The organism is Acrocarpospora pleiomorpha, from assembly GCF_009687885.1.
In the GTDB taxonomy this organism is placed as follows: domain Bacteria; phylum Actinomycetota; class Actinomycetes; order Streptosporangiales; family Streptosporangiaceae; genus Acrocarpospora; species Acrocarpospora pleiomorpha.
Genome location: NZ_BLAF01000051.1, coordinates 45,064 through 63,463, shown reverse-complemented (window position 1 = coordinate 63,463; position 18,400 = coordinate 45,064). Strand labels below are relative to the sequence as shown.

Annotated in this window: 18 protein-coding genes; 9 read left to right on the top strand and 9 right to left on the bottom strand. The window is 69.8% G+C overall.

What is annotated here, in order from left to right; genetic code table 11:
* Positions 1-3: 3 nt before the first annotated feature.
* The 6 genes from Aple_RS36060 to Aple_RS36035 are packed head-to-tail and all read right to left on the bottom strand — an operon-like array spanning position 4 to position 5,901.
* Complete coding sequence (locus Aple_RS36060) at positions 4-1,194, bottom strand: fumarylacetoacetate hydrolase family protein (RefSeq protein ID WP_155349233.1); 1,191 nt, start codon at positions 1,192-1,194, stop codon at positions 4-6.
* On the bottom strand, positions 1,191-2,501 hold the full coding sequence (locus tag Aple_RS36055; protein ID WP_170321834.1) for an ABC transporter substrate-binding protein: 1,311 nt from the start codon (positions 2,499-2,501) through the stop codon (positions 1,191-1,193). Before Aple_RS36055 ends, Aple_RS36060 begins: the two co-directional genes overlap by 4 nt.
* Before the next feature lie 31 nt (positions 2,502-2,532).
* Positions 2,533-3,585 carry a branched-chain amino acid ABC transporter permease gene (locus Aple_RS36050; RefSeq protein ID WP_155349231.1) on the bottom strand — a complete coding sequence of 351 codons (1,053 nt, stop codon included), beginning with the start codon at positions 3,583-3,585 and terminating at the stop codon, positions 2,533-2,535.
* Positions 3,578-4,456, bottom strand: a complete 879-nt coding sequence (locus Aple_RS36045; protein WP_155349230.1) for a branched-chain amino acid ABC transporter permease — start codon at positions 4,454-4,456, stop codon at positions 3,578-3,580. Before Aple_RS36045 ends, Aple_RS36050 begins: the two co-directional genes overlap by 8 nt.
* A gap of 10 nt (positions 4,457-4,466) precedes the next feature.
* Positions 4,467-5,195, bottom strand: a complete 729-nt coding sequence (locus tag Aple_RS36040) for an ABC transporter ATP-binding protein (RefSeq protein WP_155349229.1) — start codon at positions 5,193-5,195, stop codon at positions 4,467-4,469.
* Position 5,196: 1 nt separating this feature from the next.
* The gene (locus Aple_RS36035) at positions 5,197-5,901 is read right to left on the bottom strand and encodes an ABC transporter ATP-binding protein (protein WP_155349228.1); all 705 of its coding nucleotides are present in this window, start codon (positions 5,899-5,901) and stop codon (positions 5,197-5,199) included.
* Positions 5,902-5,960: 59 nt separating this feature from the next.
* Here Aple_RS36035 and Aple_RS36030 point away from each other — a divergent pair, with 59 nt between their 5' ends.
* The 4 genes from Aple_RS36030 to Aple_RS36015 are packed head-to-tail and all read left to right on the top strand — an operon-like array spanning position 5,961 to position 10,223.
* The gene (locus Aple_RS36030) at positions 5,961-6,581 is read left to right on the top strand and encodes a TetR/AcrR family transcriptional regulator (RefSeq protein WP_155349227.1); all 621 of its coding nucleotides are present in this window, start codon (positions 5,961-5,963) and stop codon (positions 6,579-6,581) included.
* Positions 6,578-8,953: a xanthine dehydrogenase family protein molybdopterin-binding subunit gene (locus Aple_RS36025; RefSeq protein ID WP_155349226.1), complete on the top strand. Its 2,376-nt coding sequence runs from the start codon at positions 6,578-6,580 to the stop codon at positions 8,951-8,953. The genes Aple_RS36030 and Aple_RS36025 overlap by 4 nt, the downstream gene beginning before the upstream one ends.
* Entirely contained in the window at positions 8,950-9,762 is an 813-nt protein-coding gene (locus Aple_RS36020; protein WP_155349225.1) for an FAD binding domain-containing protein, read from the top strand. Before Aple_RS36025 ends, Aple_RS36020 begins: the two co-directional genes overlap by 4 nt.
* Complete coding sequence (locus tag Aple_RS36015; RefSeq protein ID WP_155349224.1) at positions 9,756-10,223, top strand: (2Fe-2S)-binding protein; 468 nt, start codon at positions 9,756-9,758, stop codon at positions 10,221-10,223. The genes Aple_RS36020 and Aple_RS36015 overlap by 7 nt, the downstream gene beginning before the upstream one ends.
* Here the strand turns inward: Aple_RS36015 and Aple_RS53760 are convergent.
* Positions 10,166-10,552: a hypothetical protein gene (locus tag Aple_RS53760; RefSeq protein WP_218038674.1), complete on the bottom strand. Its 387-nt coding sequence runs from the start codon at positions 10,550-10,552 to the stop codon at positions 10,166-10,168. The two genes, Aple_RS36015 and Aple_RS53760, sit on opposite strands and share 58 nt — an antisense overlap.
* Before the next feature lie 132 nt (positions 10,553-10,684).
* Here Aple_RS53760 and Aple_RS36005 point away from each other — a divergent pair, with 132 nt between their 5' ends.
* The 5 genes from Aple_RS36005 to Aple_RS35985 are packed head-to-tail and all read left to right on the top strand — an operon-like array spanning position 10,685 to position 16,685.
* Positions 10,685-12,253: an ABC transporter substrate-binding protein gene (locus Aple_RS36005; RefSeq protein ID WP_170321832.1), complete on the top strand. Its 1,569-nt coding sequence runs from the start codon at positions 10,685-10,687 to the stop codon at positions 12,251-12,253.
* Positions 12,250-13,440 carry a hypothetical protein gene (locus tag Aple_RS36000; RefSeq protein ID WP_155349222.1) on the top strand — a complete coding sequence of 397 codons (1,191 nt, stop codon included), beginning with the start codon at positions 12,250-12,252 and terminating at the stop codon, positions 13,438-13,440. Before Aple_RS36005 ends, Aple_RS36000 begins: the two co-directional genes overlap by 4 nt.
* A gap of 1 nt (position 13,441) precedes the next feature.
* On the top strand, positions 13,442-14,368 hold the full coding sequence (locus Aple_RS35995) for an ABC transporter permease (RefSeq protein ID WP_155349221.1): 927 nt from the start codon (positions 13,442-13,444) through the stop codon (positions 14,366-14,368).
* Positions 14,365-15,156 (top strand): ABC transporter permease, encoded by a 792-nt coding sequence (locus tag Aple_RS35990; RefSeq protein ID WP_155349220.1) that lies wholly within the window; start codon positions 14,365-14,367, stop codon positions 15,154-15,156. The genes Aple_RS35995 and Aple_RS35990 overlap by 4 nt, the downstream gene beginning before the upstream one ends.
* A complete protein-coding gene (locus tag Aple_RS35985) occupies positions 15,153-16,685 on the top strand; it encodes an ATP-binding cassette domain-containing protein (protein WP_246264992.1) in 1,533 nt (510 codons plus the stop codon). The genes Aple_RS35990 and Aple_RS35985 overlap by 4 nt, the downstream gene beginning before the upstream one ends.
* Here the strand turns inward: Aple_RS35985 and Aple_RS35980 are convergent.
* Positions 16,666-17,493 (bottom strand): alpha/beta hydrolase, encoded by an 828-nt coding sequence (locus tag Aple_RS35980; protein ID WP_155349219.1) that lies wholly within the window; start codon positions 17,491-17,493, stop codon positions 16,666-16,668. The two genes, Aple_RS35985 and Aple_RS35980, sit on opposite strands and share 20 nt — an antisense overlap.
* Positions 17,483-18,361 carry an alpha/beta fold hydrolase gene (locus tag Aple_RS35975; RefSeq protein ID WP_170321831.1) on the bottom strand — a complete coding sequence of 293 codons (879 nt, stop codon included), beginning with the start codon at positions 18,359-18,361 and terminating at the stop codon, positions 17,483-17,485. The genes Aple_RS35980 and Aple_RS35975 overlap by 11 nt, the downstream gene beginning before the upstream one ends.
* Positions 18,362-18,400: the final 39 nt, after the last annotated feature.

Sequence of the window (18,400 nt, the reverse complement as noted above, 5' to 3'; positions counted from 1 at the left end):
CGATTAGTTGTCTTCCTGTTCGATCGGTGACGGGTAGATCGTTCCGCGCACTTCTCCGAGGCCGATGCGTGCGACGCCGGGACCAGGCGCCGTCGCGGTGATGACGACCTCGTCGCCGTCTTCGAGGTAGGTCCGTTGCCGGCCGTCCGGGAGCGCCAATTGCCGACGGCCGTCCAGGGTGAGTTCGATCAACGAACCGGGATTCCCAATCGACGAGACCGTTCCGGACGCGAACAGATCACCAGATCGGAGCGAGGCGCCGCTGATGGTCAGGTGCGCGAGCTGTTGCTCGGGCGTCCAGTAGACGTCGCGGTAGCGTGGCGCGCTGATCAGGTGCCCATTGAGGCGGACCTCGAAGTCGATGTCGAGTCCCATATCGTTCCAGCCGGTCAGGTAGGGGTGAAGCGCCTGTTCTCTCGGTGGTGGCGGGATGCGCGCGGCGTCGAGCGCCTCGATCGGCAGTACCCAGTGCCCGATCGAGGTGGCGAACGACTTCCCGAGCATCGGTCCCAGGGGGACGTACTCGAACGCTTGGATGTCGCGAGCGGACCAGTCGTCAACCAGCACGACGCCGAAGATGTGCTCGCGGGCGTCCCCGCCCGGGACAGGAGTTCCGAGCGTGGACCCGCGGCCTACCACAAAACCGAGCTCGACCTCCAGGTCGAGCTTTCGGGTTGGACCGAATTCCGAAGGGCCGGCACCGGCTCCCGCCCGCTGGCCGTTTGGCCGAACGACCGGCGTACCGGATGGCACGATCGTGCCGGCCCGACCGTGGTAGCCGACGGGAAGGCTCAGCCAGTTTTGCTGCAACGGCGGCTGACCAGGCCGGAAGATCTGACTCAGGTTCTCCGCATGCACTCGAGAGGAGTAGAAATCCACGTAGTCGGCGACGGTGAAGGGCTGATGAAGGTCGACGTCCGCGAGGCGATGGCCGTGCTCGCTCGGTGTCGTCGACAGCCATTCCTGGACTTTCGACCGAGCCTGCGACCACACCGTCCTGCCCGCCGCAAGGAAAGCGTCGAGGGAGGGTTGGTCGAACAGTTCCACCAGCGGTGAGTGAGCAGCAGCGGACAGAGCTGCGAGATCAACGACTCCCGGCCCGAATCGAACGCCCACCCGAGGGCCTTGACCTGGATCGAAGACACCGTAGGGGAGGGCGTCGAGTCCGTAGAGCGCGTCATCGGTTGAGGTCATGGCTTGCCTTCAGATGGAGCTGCCGTCGTCTCTCGGACGTCAGCGCTCGGGGGCAGGTTCGTCCTGCGGATGATCAGTCTCGTCTTTCCGGCCGGCAGGTCGTCGCCCGACTTGGGATCGATGAAGAGGAACGTCTTGCTTGCGCTGTCGTAGCGGCGCAGCTGAACTTGACCGATCGGCTCCGTAGTCCCCGCGGCGGCGAACTGCACGCCGTCGAGCATGGTGTCCACGTGCAGGTTGGCATCGTGCGCGGCCCGCATCACCGACGCGCGATCGAGTGTCTCGGCCGATTTGAGGACCTTGATGAGGAGTTGGCCTACCAGCCAACCGTCGAGCACGAAATCCTCATCGGGATCGGCGGTGGGTGCGTACTTTGCGAGCGCCTCGCGGTAGGCCGCAAGAGCAGCGTCGTCCGCGAACTGCGGGTCGGTGGGGCTCTTGTACCAGGTCGTACCGATCATGTCGTCTCCTGCGCCGTTCTCAAGGAGCCCGAGCAGTCCACGAGACGTGCAGAAGTTGACGCTGAGCAGCAGCGGGTTCCAGCGAGACGACTTGATGCCATTGAGGATCTGTGGGCACTTGGTGCCGAGCGCGGCGATGAACACCGCGTCGGCACCATCAGCGGCGAGTTGGGTGATCTGGGTTTCGACGCTGGGGGCGCCGGGGTCGTAGGTCGCCCGGGTGCCCACCTTGACACCGGCGTCTTGGAGCGGGCCGACGAGGGCGTCCACGTACGCCTTTCCGAAGGCGTCGTTCTGGCTGATGATCGACACTGATTTGACGCCCGCGTTGATGGCGCGCTGGGCGAGCGCCTGCGCCTCCAGGGTGTAGGTCGGGAACTGGATCTGCGACCAGGTCTGCGCGGGGTCGGCGACCACGGGGGCCCCGGTCTGGATGAACAGGTTGGGTACGCAACTGTCCTGCAGATCCTGCTGTACCGCGAGCGCGGTGGCGGTGCCGAGGATTCCGACGATGCCGAAGACTTTGTCCCGGTTGACAAGTTCGTTGACATTCGTGGCGGTCTTGGCGGGGTCGTAGCCATCGTCGAGTACGGTGAGCTCGATCTTTCTGCCGTCGATGCCGCCTTCTGCGTTTATCTTTGCGAGATGGGCTTCGAGGCCGAAGTGGAACGTGCCAGGGATGGCCAGTGGCCCGGTGAGCGGCAGACTGGTTCCGAGCTTGATCGCGCTGGCGGTGACGCCTGCCGTCGGGTCGTAGTGGAGGCAGTCGGCGGTCAGATTGAGGCTGCCGTCGGTTGATGCTGCGGGGTCGCCGCCGTCGCCGACTCGCGCCGTACAAGCTGTCACGAGGAGGACAGTGGCGAGGAGTGATCCTGTGCTAGCCAATATGCGTCGTGGACGTCGCTTGGTCGTGGGTGTTGTCGGTGTCATGAGGTGCTTCCTCCTGTTGAAGGGGGGTGGGGAGGACATCAGGAGCCGTGCGTGACAGCCAGCGCCTGGGGCGGAGGCTGGAGATGCCTTCGGGCGCGAGGAGCAGGAGGGCGATCAGGATCGCGCCATAGGCGAAGTTCGCCCATTCCGGGGATTGCCGGCTGATCTGGGCTGGTAGGAGCTCCGCGATCGCCGCACCGGCGAGCGGTCCCGCGAGTAGCGCGCGTCCCCCGATCACGAGTGCGGTGAGGAACACGATCGATCCGACGATCGTCATGTAGCTCGTGGTCGAGGAGATGAAGCCGCTCGTGACGGCGAAAAGGGCGCCCGCTAGGGCCGTGATCGTCGAACTCGCCGCGAATACGCCGATCCGCAGCCGCATGGGGCGTACGCCGTACGTAACCGCGGCGATCTCGTTGTCGCCGAGGGCGCGTAGTGCACGCCCGGTCCGGCTGCGGTCGAGCATGAAGACGCCGAGGACAATGAGGAGCAGCACACCGAGTACGACGTAGTAGCGGGTTTGGTCGGCGGCGAGGAACGATCCGCGCGGTGGTGTGATGCGGGGTACGCGCAGCCCTTCCGTGCCGCCGGTGATCTCGGAGAACGTGCTCAGCACGGCGGGGAGGGATGCTGCCAGCACCAACGTCACAATCGCGAGGTGGGTGCCTTTGATCCGCAGGGAAGGAACGCCGAACAGTGCTCCGGCGATGCCGCCGGAGAGGGTGCCTGCGATGATCGCGGCGGTCATCGGAACGGCGGCATGGACGATGAGGACACCGGTCACGTAGGCGCCGATCCCGAAGAAGGCCGAGTGCCCGACGGAGACCTGCCCGGTGAAGCCGGTCAGGAGGTTGAGCCCGGCCACCGCGATGGCGACGACGAGGATCTGGGTGAACTGGGTGACCCTGAAAGGCTCGAAGAAGAGCGGGACGAGCACGAGGGCGAGGACAAGTGCGGCGTTGCCCGCTTGGGCCGCGCGTACCGAGCGTGACTCAGACACGGGTCACCCGCTCTCGGCCGAAGAGTCCCTGTGGTCGCGACAGCAGGATCAGGGTGATGATCGCGAGTGAGACCAGGATTCCGGCATCTCCTGAGACACCCGGTACGAGGCCGGTGACCAGGCTCTCCACGATTCCCATGATCGTGCCGCCGACGATCGCGCCGAGTGCGCTGTCGAATCCTCCGATCGTGACCGCGGCGAGCGAGTAGACCAGGACCGTCGTCATCATGTGCGGCTCGACGTAGACGCCGAGGTTGGTGAGGCTGACACCGGCCACGGCCCCGAGCGCTGCGGCGATGCCCCAGCCGATCATGTGCATTCGTTCGACGGGTATCCCCGCGACCCGGCTCGCCTCGGGGGCGGTCGCGACCGCGCGGAACCCGAGCCCGATCTTGGTCCGGACGAAGAAGAGGGTGAGCGCCGTGATCACCACCGCTTGCAGGAGAATCACCCCGATCAGCGACCATTGGATGCGGATCCCGCCGAGCATGAGCCCTCCGGCGGGAAAGAGCCCTTCGAGGGGGCGCGGGTTCTGGCCGAAGGTCAGCTGACCGATGGCATTGGCGCAGACATAGAGACCGATCATGATGACCACGGGGACGAGGTCACGGCGCATCGTAGGGCGCACGATCACCACCTGGATGAGCGCGCCTCCGGCGAAGGAGGCCGCGGCCGCGACGGCGAGTGCGAGCCAGACGTCGAGGCCGAGGCCGGTGAGCGCGACCGTCAACATCGCCGACAGCGTGGCGAACTCGCCCTGCGCGAAGTTGACCAGCCCAGTGCTCCGGTGGGCGACGACAATCGCCAGGGCGAGAGCGGCGTAGATCGCCCCCTTGCCGACGCCGTCAACGAGTAACTGGAGAGCCAGCATCGTGTCGCTCCTAATATCCCAGGTACGCCCGGCGGAGACCGGCGTCGTCGCGGATGGCTGCGGCCGGACCGGCAACCTGGATCTCTCCCGCTTCGAGCACGTACGCGCGGTCGGCGATGCCGAGGCTCAGGTCAGCGTTCTGCTCGACTATGAGCAGGCTGAGCCCTTGCTCGTCGTGCAGTTCACGCAACGTGTCGAAGACGGCGCGCGTCATGGCCGGGGCGAGTCCGAGCGAGGGTTCGTCCAGCACGAGGAGCCGTGGCCGGGCAAGCAGCGCCCGTGCGATCGCGAGCATCTGCTGCTCTCCCCCACTGAGCAGCCCGGCCCGCTGGCCTGCGCGTTCGCCGAGGATGGGGTACCGCTCGACGATCTCGGAGATCTCGAGCGCGAGCGCCGCAGCGGTGACGCGGCGCGTGTAGGCGCCGAGCCGGAGGTTCTCCTGGACCGTCAGGTCGGCGAACGTGCCACGTCCTTCCGGAACCTGGACGAGTCCGAGGGACACGATTGTCGCCGGCGATGCTCTCGTGATGTCCGTGCCGACGAACTTTATCGATCCAGTCCGCTCGACATGACCGGTGATGGCGCGGAGCAGCGTCGTCTTGCCCGCCCCGTTCGCGCCGAGGAGGACGACCACCTCGCCCGGCAGGACCGTCAGGCTGACGCCGTGCAGAACGCGCGCCTGACCGTAGCGGGCGTAAAGGTTGTCCACGTCGAGCAGTGGTACGAGAGGATCGGACATCTCAGCTCCCCAGGTAGGCGCTGATGACGCGCGGGTCGGATTGCACGTCGGACGGTGCTCCGTCGGCGATGACCTCGCCTGACGACATCACGACCACGTGGCTGCTCATGCTCATGACCATCTGGACGTGGTGTTCGACGAGCAGGATGGTGAGGCCGAGTCGCTCCTTCACGGAGAGAAGGGTGTCGCGCATCTCGCCGACCTCCTCGTGGGTCAGGCCCCCCGCGGGCTCGTCGAGCAGCAGGAGGTGCGGACCGCTTGCCAGCGCGCGGGCCAACTCGACGCGCTTCTTGGTGCCGAGCGGGAGTCCTTCGGTGTTTCGAGAGGCGTCGGCGGAAAGCTGCAGCAGGTCCAAGGTCTCGTCGACCGACAGCGCCGGGCGCGACGCGTGGCGTGCGACATCAGCCCCGATCCGGACGTTGCCGCGCACGTCGAGGGACGGGAACAGGGCGGCGTGCTGGAAGGTACGGGCGACTCCCAGTTCTGGGAGGCGGGACGCTCGGACTCCGATCAGATCGATTCCGTCGAGGCTGAGCGTTCCGCTGTCGGGGGTGAGGATGCGGCTGATGCAGTTGAACATCGTCGTCTTGCCCGCCCCGTTGGGTCCGATCAGGGCAGTGACGCCTCCGGCGGCGACTTCGAACGTGACGTCGCGTAAGGCCTGCACGCCTCGGAAAGCGAGTGACAGGTGCTCGACCCTGAGCATTTGGAGGCTCCTATTATCTTTACGTTACGGTATCGTAAATGATGTCTTAGAGTAGGGACATGACGATCCCTGGGTCAAGGCCGACATTGGAGCCTCGAGAGAGCGCACCTCGAGGCCGCGGCCGGCCACGAGATATCGACGCCGATGCCCGTATCCTGCGAGCGGCCCTGCACGTGCTCTCGCGCGAGGGGTTCGCCTCGATGAGCATGGACGCCGTCGCCGAACGATCTGGGGTGAGCAAGCCGAGCATCTACCGTCGGTGGTCCACCAAGATCGAACTGGCGACCGCAGCGATCGCCACGATGTCGAACGATGATCCACCCACCACCGAGGCGGATGCGTGGAAGGCACTCCTCACGGAGCTGCGGCTGTTCGAACGCGCGGTCAGCCGGGACCACGGCATGAGCATCATCGGCACGCTGCTCGCGCACGAGGAACAGCAGCCTGGGATGATCGCCCTCTACCGGGAACAGGTCGTCCGAGCGCGCCGCAATCGCGTGCGAGCCGTGCTCGATCGGGGTATCAGGGAGGGTCAGTTCCCCGAGGACATCGACGTCAACCTCGTGCTGAACATGATGTTCGGCTACTACTACGCAAGCTACATCGGCGGCGAGCCCCAGCCCGCCGACTGGCCGGATCGGTGCGTTGATCTCGTCCGCAGGGCGACGGAAGCGCGATGACCTACGTCGGCGCGTCGATCCCCGGGCGCAACAACCGTCGTTCAGCCGCGGGCGCGGCCACCTACATCGACGACATCCGACCCGAGGGCTGCCTGGCCATGGCCGTCGTGCGAAGCCCGCACGCCCACGCCCGTATCCGGTCGGTGGACACGAGCGCCGTTCATGGTCTCGACGGCGTCGCACTCGTCCTCACCGGCGACGAACTCCGGGACGCCGGCGTCGCGATCCAGCCGAGCGGCACAAACGTCAACTTCACGCCTCGGACCGCCGTACGCTACGTCCTGGCCGTGGACAAGGTTCGCTATGTCGGCGAGCCCGTCGTGGCAGTCGTGGCACGCGACTACGTGACTGCTCACGCCGCCGTCCAGGCCGTGCTCGTCGCGTACGAGACACTCCCGGCCCTGGGCGACGCCCGCGCGGCGCTGAAACCCGACGCGGTGCTCGTCGAGGAGAGCTGGCCGGACAATGTCATGGTCGACTACCCGATCGCGCGAGGAGACGCCGACGCGGTGCTCGCGGCCACCCCGCCGAGCGGCCGGACCTCGGGCACTCTGGTATGCAACCGTGTCGCCGCGACTCCGCTGGAGGGTCGCGGCATCATCGCCGACTACAACCCCTACGACGAGACCATGACCTGCTGGGCATCGACCCAGGCGCCCCACGTGCTGCGCGCGCTCCTGTCAGCGGCCCTGTCATTTCCGGAGGGGAATCTTCGCGTCATTCAGCCTCAGGTGGGCGGCGCTTTCGGGGGCAAGATCCCGATGTTCCCCGAGGATGTGATCACGGCGTACGCGTCGAGGCGGCTCGGCCGGCCGGTGAAATGGATCGAACAACGCCACGAGTACCTCTCGGCGGGCGGCCATTCCCGTGACATGCGCTGCGACTACGAGGTGGGATTCGAGCCCGACGGCAGGATCACGGCGCTCAAAGCCGACCTCCTCGCCGACATCGGCGCCCAGTCCACGTTTCTGGGGTGGTTGATGGCGATCGTGAGCGCGGCGTGCATGCCGGGCTCCTACGTCGTGGACCACGTCTCGATCCGGCTGCGCGCCGTGGTCAGCAATCGGGGTCCATGGCAGGCCTATCGGGGCTACGGCAAGGAAGTCGCCGCGTTCTTCATGGAGCGCATTCTCGATGATGTGGCCCGGGCATGTGGACTCGGTCGTGATGCCGTACGCACCCGCAACTTCATCTCCCCCAGTCACTTCCCGTACATCCAGCCCTCAGGCTGGGTGACCGACTCCGGCGACTACCAGGGCACGCTGGAGGCGGTGAAGGAGCTGATCGGCTGGGACGACTTCCCGGCGCGCCAAACGGCGGCACGCACGGATGGCCGCTATCTCGGCATCGGTATCGGCCACGAGCTCACCCCGGAAGGCAGTTCACGACCTGACGCCCTGCTCAACGGCACCGATTCGGCGACCGTGAAGATGACCCCTCGCGGCGACGTCACGGTGCTGACGGGAGTCACCTCCCCCGGCAGCGGAAACGAGACCGGCATCGCGCAGATCGTCGCCGAATGTCTCGGTGCCGACCTCGATCGGGTACGGGTGCTGCAAGGGGACACCCAGTCGGCGCCGCACGGCAACGGCAACTACAGCTCGCGAAGCCTGACCTTCGGTGGATCGTCCGCGCGACTCGCCGCCCTGGTGATTCGCGAGAAACTCGAGATCGTGGCAGAGCGGATGCTCAACGCGGACCGGGCGGACCTGGAGGTGACGCGACACCGCATACGCTCCCGGGCGAGCGGCCAGTCGGTGACGTTCGACGAGGTCGCGGCAGAGATCTATCGCAAACCGCACGGCCGTCACATGGCCGGCATCGACCCCGCTCTCGAAGCGACCCGCGCCTTCAAGATCGACAACGTCTACCACAGAAAGGACGAGGACGGGCGCTACAACCAGTATCCGACCTGGTCCTTCTCCACCGGCGCGTGCATCGTGGAGGTGATCCCCGAGACCGGAGAGGTGCGAATAGAGAAGTTCGCTCTCGTGCACGACTGCGGCGTCGTGGTCAATCCGCTGCTCGCCGAGGCACAGCTGCACGGCGCCATCATGCAAGGCATCGGGGCAAGTCTGTACGAGGAGATCGTCTACGACGACGATGCCAACCCTCAGACTCCGACCCTACGGGAGTACACACTGCCCGGCATCCGGGAAAGCGTCGACATCTCGCTCGGTCACCGGTCAACGCCGTCACCTTTCACCTTCATGGGCATGAAGGGCGTCGGAGAATCGGGTATCTCCGCGCCCGGACCGGCGATCGCCTCGGCGATCGACGACGCACTCGCCGAGTTCGGGGTACGAATGACGACGATGCCATTCACACCCGTGCGGGTGTGGGAAGCCATTCAGATCGCGCGAGGCGAATGATGCCGGCATCCTTCGCCGCTCCGCGGACTCTTCCAGATCTCCTCACCGAACTCGATGGCGAGGCGACGATCCTGGCCGGCGGGATGACAATCATGCCGCTACTCAACCGGGGCATCGGACGCGCCGACAAAATCGTCTCGCTCAGCGGTATCCCGGCACTGCGGGGTATCGCATGCTCGGGAAACTCCGTTCGGTTCGGTGCGATGGCCACCCACTCCGAGATAGCCTCCGACCCTATTGTGGCCGAGCACGTGCCCATCCTCGCCACGGCCGCCGCAGGCATCGGAGACGTTCAAGTACGCAATCGCGGCACCATCGGTGGCGTTGCGGCATACGGCAACGCCGGCGCCGATTACGTCACCGCGTTGACGGCACTTGGCGCGAGGGTGGTCGTCGTCAGTCGACGGGGCTCGCGAGAAGTGGCCTTCGATCGTTTCGTGCTCGGGCTCCGGCGTACGGATCTGGCGCGCGACGAGGTGATCGTCGCCGTTGTAGTGCCGTCCACCAGTGGCGGGCGAACTGCGTTCGAGAGGTACTTCCGGGTTCAGGGCGCCGCGCCGACTATCACCGCCGCGGCTGTTCTCAAGCCGGATCACGGTCGGCTCGCCGTCGGCGGCGCGACACCCACACCGGTGATCGTGGAACTGGGTCGCGAATTCGACTTGGCCGCGACGCTCGACGCAGTCGATGAGGCCTGCGCCGACCGACCTTTCGGCGATGCGCACAACCCGGCACCCTACCGACGAGCCATGGCCCGGCACTTTGCGACGCGCGTGCTTCAACGTGCGCAGGAGGAACAGTCATGCTGATCTCAGTCGAGGTGAACGGCGAAGTCGTCACCTGGGATGTCGACCCTCGAGAAACCCTGGTTGACGCAATCCGCGAGCGGGCCCGGTTGACCGGCACCCACGTGGGGTGCCGATCCGCAAGCTGCGGAGCATGCACGCTCAGCCTCGACGGGCTCACGGTCAAATCATGCTGCTTGCTCGCCGCGGAAGCAGACGGCCGGACGGTCCGTACCGTCGAGGACGGCCGGACACCCCCCGAAGTCGATGACATTCAGGAAGCCTTCATCGCTGCCCAGGGCATGCAGTGCGGATACTGCACACCCGGCATGGTGATGTCCGTCCGCCACCTGTTGGCACAGAACCCGGACCCGTCGGACGACGAGATCCGGCGTGGCCTCGCCGGCAATCTCTGCCGCTGCACCGGCTACGTGAACATCCTCAAGGCCGTACGCGCGGTGCGCGACGCGCGCCTGGGGCGATGATCGCGGCGCCCGATGACAGGCGGAGTGTGCCCCGCCTCCAGCGTCACGCCGTGCGCGCCGAGCGTGTTGGCCAGCCACACGAGCGCGTTCAGCGGCGAGCCGAGCACCGCCGCCCCCGTCCCGGTGCCGACGATCTCGCCGTTGCGCCGCAGCACGCAGCCGGCCAGCCGCAGGTCCAGGTCGGACAGCCGGGCGGGCGGTCGATCCGGCCGAGTTGGATCGCGTACGCGTCGTCGATCGTGAGCCCGGTGAACCGGTCGGTCGGCGGATCGACCGGCCTGCGGGTCCAGCAACTCGCCGACGAGCGAGTCACGCTCCAGTGTGTCCATGCATCCACGGTCCCGCCCTGGAAGCGGAGGGCTCAACGCCCGGCTTCCATTGAGTAGAAACCCCCGGGCGCTTTCCACACAATGAGAATCGGGATTATAGGCTTTAAGCGGCGGGCTCGCAGACTGGTGCCCGTGCTTCGACTGACCTCTGTACTCACGTGCTGCGCCGTACTGGTCGTGGGCTGCGCGACCGCGGATACCGAGCGGCCCGCCGGGGACGCCCTCACCGTGGGGCTGGCCGCGCCGGTGAGCTGCCTCGACCCGCACCAGACCCCGCAGACCTCGAACCTCCATGTGTCGCGCCAGCTCGTGGACTCGCTCACCGACCAGGACCCGCGAACCGGGGAGATCGTGCCGTGGCTCGCGACATCGTGGCAGGTCGACGAGAACGCCGAGCGGTTCACCTTCACCCTGCGCGACGGCGTGACCTTCAGCGACGGCGCGCCGCTGGACGCCGCCGCAGTCGTCGCCAACCTCGACGACATCGCCAAGCTCGGCGCGCGGTCCCCGCTCGGCTCGGGCTACCTCGCCGGGTACGAGGGGGCCACCGCGCTCGACGCGAAGACCGTCGAGGTGCGGTTCGGTGCCCCGAGCGCGCAGTTCCTCCAGGCCACCTCGATGGTGACGCTCGGCATGCTCTCCCCCGGCACGCTCGGCAAGACCCCTGAACAGCGCTGCGCGGGCGGGCTCGCCGGCTCCGGCCCGTACGTGCTCGGCCGGGTCGCGCTCAACGAGGAGGTACGGCTCTCCGCGCGCACCGGATACGCCTGGGCGAGCAAGCTGGCCGCCCACCAGGGGGTCCCGCGCGTGCGCGCGCTGACCTTCGCCATCGTCACCGACCCGAGCGCCAGACACGGCAGCCTCCGGTCCGGGCAGCTCGACGCCGACCTGCAGGTGCTCCAGCAGGACCAGCGGTCCTTCGGCGAGCGGGGTCCCCGGCTGCTGTCCGCCACCCGGCCCGGCATCGTGTTCACGCTGCTGCCCAACGAGTCGCGGCCCGCGCTGCGCGATCCCGCCGTACGGCTGGCGATCAGCGCCGCCCTCGACCGGTCGCGGTTCGCGCCGCTGCTCGCGGCGGGCGAACGGCCGGCGACCGACGTGCTCGCCAGCACCACGCCCGGCTACGCGGATCGCTCCGCCGACCTGGCGTACGCCCCTGACGAGGCGGCCCGGCTGGCCGACGCGGCCGGCTGGCGGCGCGGCCCGGACGGCGTGCGCGCCAAGGGATCGGAGCGGCTGTCCTTCGACCTGGTCTACTCGGCCAACGAAGCGTACGGCTCGGTGTACCAGCTCATGGCGCAGCAGCTCGCCGAGGTCGGGATCGAGCTGCGGCCGACGCCGCTCGACGACGCCACCAACAGCGCGCGGCAGGGTTCCGGCGACTACGACTTCGTCTCCTGGGCGGTGACCAGGGGCGATCCCACGGTCCTCGCCAGCGTGTATCCGGTGGAGAGCGCGAACCCGCTGCGGCGCGCCAAGCCGGACGAGGTGGACAGCACGATCGCCAGGATCGCCACGGTGATCGATCCCGCCGAGCGCGCCCGCGCCGTGGCGGCCGCGGCCGAGGCGATCCTTTCCCGCGGGCACGGCATCCCGCTCTTCGAGCAGGCCTCGTCGGTCGGGCTCGCGGAGCGGGTGACAGGGGTGCGCCTCGACGCGTCGGGGCGGCCGATCTTCCAGGATGCGGAGGTAAAGGCATGACATGGAATGACTTCGCCGGAGGCCGTGCGGTGGACCCCGCGACCTTCGTCGCCGCCGCGGGCACGCTGCTGGAATCCGCGGTCGCCGCCGCGGGCGGCGGCGAGGCCACCAGGGCCTACTTCATCGCCGGGCTCACGGCCAGCCTGAGTGTGTCCGGTCCCTACGCGACACTGCGGCTGGACGCCGGGCTCGCCGACCAGGACGTCAGGAACGAGCTGCGCGAGAACGCCGTCGCGGTGTCCGAGGTGATCCTGGACCTGGTGCGAAGCACGCCCGGCACGGGCGCGCCCGGCCCGCGGGACATCCACAGCAGCTGCGTGGGCTACGCGTGGATTCCCCCGGTGGTCGAACGGCTCATCGGCGGTCCCGGGCTGCACGCCGCGCGCAACCTCTACAACGAGTGGCTGTGGCAGCTCGTGCTGCTGCGGGACGCCCTCATCCCGTTCACCGACCCGTCGCGGGTGCGGGTGCTCGCCGATGCCGACGGTCTGACCAGGCTCCAGGACGCCCGCGACTGGTTCACCGTCCAGGTGATGACCCGGCGGATCGCCCACGCGGCGATCGTCCGATTCGCCGCCGAGGCCGTGACGGGCGGGCACGCCGAAGGGGCCTACGGGTTCCAGCACGGGGGCGCGGTGGTCCTGCCGCCGGTCGCCTTCGACGGCGAACTGCTCGGCCCGGCGTACCTGTTGAGCCGGCGCGAGGGAACACTGGTCCCCGAGGACACCGCCTACTTCGTCCAAGGGCCGGAGGACGGGGAGCCCGCGAGCACGCTGTCGTCCCCGGCTCGGGCGGTCGGCGACGTCGAGGTGGTCAGCCTGACCGACCAGCTGGTGCCCGGCCCGCCCGGGCCCGGCGCCACCCGCACGCTCAGCCTGGTGGTGGGCTTCGACGGCCACGAGTGGACGGCCGACCTCGGGCGCGCGCTGCGCGGCCACCGCTACGCCACCCGCCCGGCCGCCTCGGCAGACTCGCCGGCCGCGGCCACCATGATCGACGCCTGGTCGGGGTGCGCGGTGCTGCGGCAGGACGGGGAGGTGGCGGTGCCCGAGGGCGGCGTCATCCCGACCGGCGGGCAGCGCGCGCTGACCCTCGCGCTGCTCGGCAGGCTCCGGCCGGGGAACGTGGTGCTCTACACCGGCCAGGAGGTCGGCGGGCAGCGGATCCTCCTGGACATCCGGAGCTGAGGTGACCCGGTTCGTGGCGCGGCGCCTCGTGCAGGCGGCGGCCGTGGTGCTGGCGGCCTACACGCTCACCTTCGCCGCCTTCTCGCTCCTGCCCGCCGATCCCGTACGGATCATGATCGGCCCGGAGAACGGGGTGGACGAGGCGCGGGTGGCCGCGCTGCGCGCCGAGTACGGCCTGGACCGCCCGGCGGTCGAACGCTATGCCGACGGGCTCCTCGACGCCCTGCGCGGCAACCTCGGCACGTCGTTCCAGACCGGGCGGGACGTCGGCGCGACGATCGCCCTGGCCGCGCCGCGCACGCTCGCGCTGGCGGGCGGCGCGCTGCTGGTGGCGATCCCGCTCGGCTTCCTGATCGCCTGGTCGGCCGCGCACACCCGGCACCTGTGGCTGCGCCGCCTGCTCGGCGCGCTGCCCGGCCTTTCGCTGTCGGTCCCGACCTTCTGGCTCGGTCTGGTGCTGTTGCAGGCGTTCTCGTTCGGGCTGCCGCTGTTCCCCGCCCGGGGCGAGGACGGGCTCGCCGGTCTGGTGCTGCCCGCCGTGACCCTGGCGGTGCCGTCGTCGGCCTTCGTGGCGCAGGTGCTCCTGGAACGGCTGACCGTGGAGATGCGGCAGCCGTACGTCGACACCGCGCGGGCCAAAGGCGCGTCGCGGGCGCGGGCGGTGACGGCACACGCGCTGCGCAACGCCGCCATGCCCGCGCTGACGATGACCGCGCTGCTGGTCGGCTGGTTGCTGTCCGGGTCGGTCGTGGTGGAGACGGTCTTCGCGCGTAACGGGCTCGGCCGGCTGATCGAGTCCGCGGTCACGACCCGGGACCTGCCCATGCTGCAGGGCCTGGTGGTGGTGGCCACGGCGGCCGTCACGCTGCTCACGCTCGCCGTGGACGTGGCTCATCCACTGGTGGATCCCCGGGAGCGTGCCGCGTGAGGCTCGGCGTCGTGCCGTCGGCCCTGGTGCTGCTGGCGGCCACGGCCGCCGCGCTCGCTCCCTCCCTGTTCTCGCCCGCCGACCCGGTGCGCGGCGATCTCGCCGAACGGCTGCTGCCGCCGGGGGCCGGGCATCTGTTCGGCACGGACGAACTGGGCCGGGACATGTTCGCCAGAGTCGTGCACGGATCGGCCCCCTCGCTGCAGGCCGCCGTCATCGCGGTGGGCATCGCCGTCATCGCCGGCTCGGCGATCGGGCTGGTGGCGGGCACCGCTCGGGGGCGGCTGGACGGCCTGGTCATGCGCGCGGTGGAGGTGCTGCTCGCCGTGCCGTCCTTCCTGCTGGTCCTCGTGATCGTGGCGGTGCTCGGGCCGGGGACGCGCGAGGTGGCCGTCGGGGTGGGCGTGTCGGCGGCGGCGGTGTTCTCCCGGATCATGCGCGCCGAGGTCATCAGGGTCCGCGGGTCGGGGTACGTCGAGGCGGCCGCGGTGTGCGGGACCGGGCGTCCCACGGTGCTGCTGACCCACGTGCTGCCCAACGCCGCGGGGCCGCTCGCCGCGCTGGCGACGCTCGAGCTGGGCAACGCCATCCTCACCGTGGCGGCCCTGGGCTTTCTCGGCTTCGGGGCCCCGCCGCCGGCGCCCGAGTGGGGCTCGCTGATCAGCGCGGGGCGTCCGTTCCTCGCCTCGGCGTGGTGGCTGACGACCGTGCCGGGTCTCGTCATCGTCGCCGTGGTGCTCGCGGTCAATCACCTTGGACACGTGCTGCGCACGCGATCGGAGCGATGATGACACCCCTGCTGGCCGTACGCGGCCTGACCGTACGGTACGGGCGAGGCCGACCCGCCGTGGACGGCGCCGACCTGACGGTGGAGGCCGGGCAGATCGTGGCGGTGGTCGGCGAGTCGGGGTCGGGCAAGTCCACGCTCGCGCACGCGCTGGCCGGCCTGCTCCCCGACACGGCCCGGGTGACCGGCGGCGCGATCACTTTCGGGGGTGATCGGGTGGACGGCCTGCGGGAGCGGGGGTGGCGGCGGCTGCGCGGACGGCGGATCGCGTTCGTGCCCCAGGACCCGGGGACCGCGCTCAATCCGCTGATGACCGTGCGCGCCCAGCTCGCCGAGGCCCTGCGGCTGACCGGGACCCCTCGGCCTGGCGAGGGCGCCCTCGAAGACGCGCTCGGCCGGGTGGGCATCCCCGACCCGGCGGAGGTGCTCGGCCGTCACCCGCACCAGCTCTCCGGCGGCTTCCGGCAGCGGGTGCTGCTGGGCATGGCGCTCGCCGGACGGCCCGCGCTGCTGATCGCCGACGAGCCGACCTCCGCGCTCGACACCACGGTGCAGAAGACCGTGCTCGACCTCATCCAGAAGGTCGCGGCCAGGGACGGTACGAGCATTCTCCTGATCACCCACGACCTCGGCGTCGCCGCGGACCGCGCGGACCGGGTGGCCGTCATGACCGAGGGCCGGGTGGTGGAGGAAGGTCCGGCGGAGCGGGTGCTCGGCAGTCCGGCGGCCGCCTACACCCGGCTGCTGCTCGACTCGGCCCCCCGGCCGCTGACCGGGCCCGCACCGGTCGCGGGAGACCCGCTGCTCGCGGTCCGCGACCTGCGCAAGGTGTATCCGGGCGGCAGAGTCGCGGTCGAGGGCGCTTCGTTCGCGCTGGACCGGGCGGGCACGCTCGGGCTGGTCGGCGCGTCGGGGTCGGGCAAGTCGACCGTGGCCCGCATGATCACCGGGCTTCTCGAGCCGACGGGCGGGAGCGTGCTGCTGGACGGCGTGCCGGTCAGGGCCGGTCGGGTGCAGTTCGTCACGCAGAATCCGTACGCGTCGCTCGACCCGCTGATGAGCGTGGGCCGGATCATCGCGGAACCGCTGCGCGCGGGCACCCAGGCGCAGCGCCGGGAACGGGTGCGACGCATGCTGGAGGATGTCGCGCTGCCGCCCGAGGTCGCCCGGCGGCGGCCCTCGGCGCTGTCCGGCGGGCAGCGCCAGCGCGTCGCCATCGCCCGCGCGCTGGCGCCGTCGCCCGACCTGATCGTGCTCGACGAACCGGTGTCCGCCCTGGACGCGGTGACCCAGGCCCAGATCCTCGCGCTGCTGCGCCGCCTCCAGGACAAGCACGGGATGGCGTGCCTGCTCATCTCGCACGACCTCGCCGTGGTGGCCGCCGCCGCGGCACGGCTCGCGGTGATGCGGGACGGCAGGATCATCGAATCCGGCCCGACCGCCGATGTGCTCGCCGCCCCCGAGGCACCGTTCACCCGCGAGCTGCTCGCCGCCATCCCAGGCGGTGTGATCAGGTTGCGTCGTGGATGATGTCCGCCACCTCGGCCGGGCTGCCGGCGAAGACGGCGTGCCCCGCGTCGAGGGTCGCCTGGGTGAACGCGGTCGCGGGGGCCAGCTCGTCGGCATGCCGGATCATCACGTCCTGGAGCGCGACGGGCAGCGCGCGGTCGCGGAGGGTGCGGATGTAGGTCCGGGGCACGCTCCCCCAGCGCTCGGCCGTGGCCCCGGTCGGGGTGGTGAGGAACGACATCGGCTGATCCGGGGTGAGGGAGGCGGCCATCGCCAGGAAGCCGGGGCGGTCGAGGTCGGTGAAGTAGGCCGCGTGCAGTTCGTCCTGGTAGGCGGGGTCGGTGCTGCGCGGGTCGATCCGTACCGCGCCGACGGCGGCGGGATCGCCCAGGTAGAGCCCGCCGCCGAGCGCGGTCTTCGCCTCCGGCAGCGCCAGGTACGCGCCCGCGGGACCCAGCGAGGTGGGGACGAACGCGGTCACGTACACCAGCCCGGCCACCAGCTCAGGGGCCAGTTCGGCGACCCGGGTGGCCACCGCCCCGCCCATACTGTGCGCGGCCACGACCGGCGGGGCGGCGAACCGGCGCAGCGTGGCCACCACGTCCGCCGCCACGTCGTCGAGGCTCAGGTCCGCGAGCGGGGACGGCTCGGTGCGCAGCGCGGCGACGTCCCTGGTGAGGTAGCTCGCTGGGAAGCGGGCCCGGGTGCCGTGGCCCACCAGGTCGAGCGCCAGGACGCGGTGGCCCCTGGCGGTCAGCTCCTTGCAGAGCGCCACGAGGTGCCCGGCCCCGTGCCAGGCCCCGTGGATCAGCACCACGTCACTCGTCACCCGAATCACCCTCCTGCCATGCCTCCGTCAGCAGCCGCGCCAGCTCGGCGGGGCGCTCCTCGGGCACGTAGTGTCCGCAGTCCTCCACCCAGCGCGCGGTCACGTCCGCCACGGCCTCCTGGACCGTGTCCAGCCAGCCGAGCCCCACGCCGTGTCGCGCGCCCACCACCAGCGCGGGCACCCGCAGCGGCCCGGCGGCGCACAGCTCCCTGTTGTCCGCGATGTCGATCGGCAGCGCCCGGTAGTAGCCCATTGTGGCGCGCACCGCTCCGGGGGCGGCCAGGGCACGCGCGTACACGTCCATGGCCGCGTCGTCGATCGCGCCGGTCGCGTACAGGCCCACCGTGTCGCGGCGGAACATGAACTCCAGATAGCCGCGCTCGCGGCCGGCGAGCAGGAACTCCGGCAGGTCGGGCACCATGTTGAAGCCGAAATGCCAGGACCCGCCGGTCAGCGGGTTCGCCGCGGCGAGGCTGTCGCCGAGCCCGGGGATGCCCGCCTCGACGAACGTCAGGCTGCGCACCGACTCCGGGTACAGCGCGGCGAGCGGGTAGGCGATCTGGCCGCCGACGTCGTGGCCGACGAGGTGGTAGCGGGCCAGGCCGAGGGCGGCCATGAGCCGGGCCAGGGTGCTCGCCACCGTGCGCTTGTCGTACCCGCCGTCCGGCCGCGAACTGGCCCCGAAGCCGGGCAGGTCGGGGGCCACGACGGTGTACCGGTCGGCGAGCAGCGGCACCACCTCGCGCCACGCGTGGGCGGTCTGCGGCCACCCGTGGAGGAGCAGCACCGCGGGTCCCTGGCCCGCGACCACGCAGTTGATCACGTGGCCCGGGAGCCGGACACGTATCGGGGAAAACCCACTTACCATGGCGGCCATGGTGCCGGACCGAGGCCCGCCCTGTGTGGG

What these genes read in the sequence shown, in the direction of transcription:
- Aple_RS36025 (WP_155349226.1), top strand. Translation starts at nt 6,578, where the DNA reads ATGACCTACGTCGGCGCGTCGATCCCCGGGCGCAACAACCGTCGTTCA.
- Aple_RS36030 (WP_155349227.1), top strand. Translation starts at nt 5,961, where the DNA reads ATGACGATCCCTGGGTCAAGGCCGACATTGGAGCCTCGAGAGAGCGCA.
- Aple_RS36000 (WP_155349222.1), top strand. Translation starts at nt 12,250, where the DNA reads ATGACATGGAATGACTTCGCCGGAGGCCGTGCGGTGGACCCCGCGACC.
- Aple_RS35985 (WP_246264992.1), top strand. Translation starts at nt 15,153, where the DNA reads ATGATGACACCCCTGCTGGCCGTACGCGGCCTGACCGTACGGTACGGG.
- Aple_RS36035 (WP_155349228.1), bottom strand. Translation starts at nt 5,901, where the DNA reads ATGCTCAGGGTCGAGCACCTGTCACTCGCTTTCCGAGGCGTGCAGGCC.
- Aple_RS36015 (WP_155349224.1), top strand. Translation starts at nt 9,756, where the DNA reads ATGCTGATCTCAGTCGAGGTGAACGGCGAAGTCGTCACCTGGGATGTC.
- Aple_RS53760 (WP_218038674.1), bottom strand. Translation starts at nt 10,552, where the DNA reads ATGGACACACTGGAGCGTGACTCGCTCGTCGGCGAGTTGCTGGACCCG.
- Aple_RS36040 (WP_155349229.1), bottom strand. Translation starts at nt 5,195, where the DNA reads ATGTCCGATCCTCTCGTACCACTGCTCGACGTGGACAACCTTTACGCC.
- Aple_RS36045 (WP_155349230.1), bottom strand. Translation starts at nt 4,456, where the DNA reads ATGCTGGCTCTCCAGTTACTCGTTGACGGCGTCGGCAAGGGGGCGATC.
- Aple_RS35975 (WP_170321831.1), bottom strand. Translation starts at nt 18,361, where the DNA reads ATGGTAAGTGGGTTTTCCCCGATACGTGTCCGGCTCCCGGGCCACGTG.
- Aple_RS36020 (WP_155349225.1), top strand. Translation starts at nt 8,950, where the DNA reads ATGATGCCGGCATCCTTCGCCGCTCCGCGGACTCTTCCAGATCTCCTC.
- Aple_RS36060 (WP_155349233.1), bottom strand. Translation starts at nt 1,194, where the DNA reads ATGACCTCAACCGATGACGCGCTCTACGGACTCGACGCCCTCCCCTAC.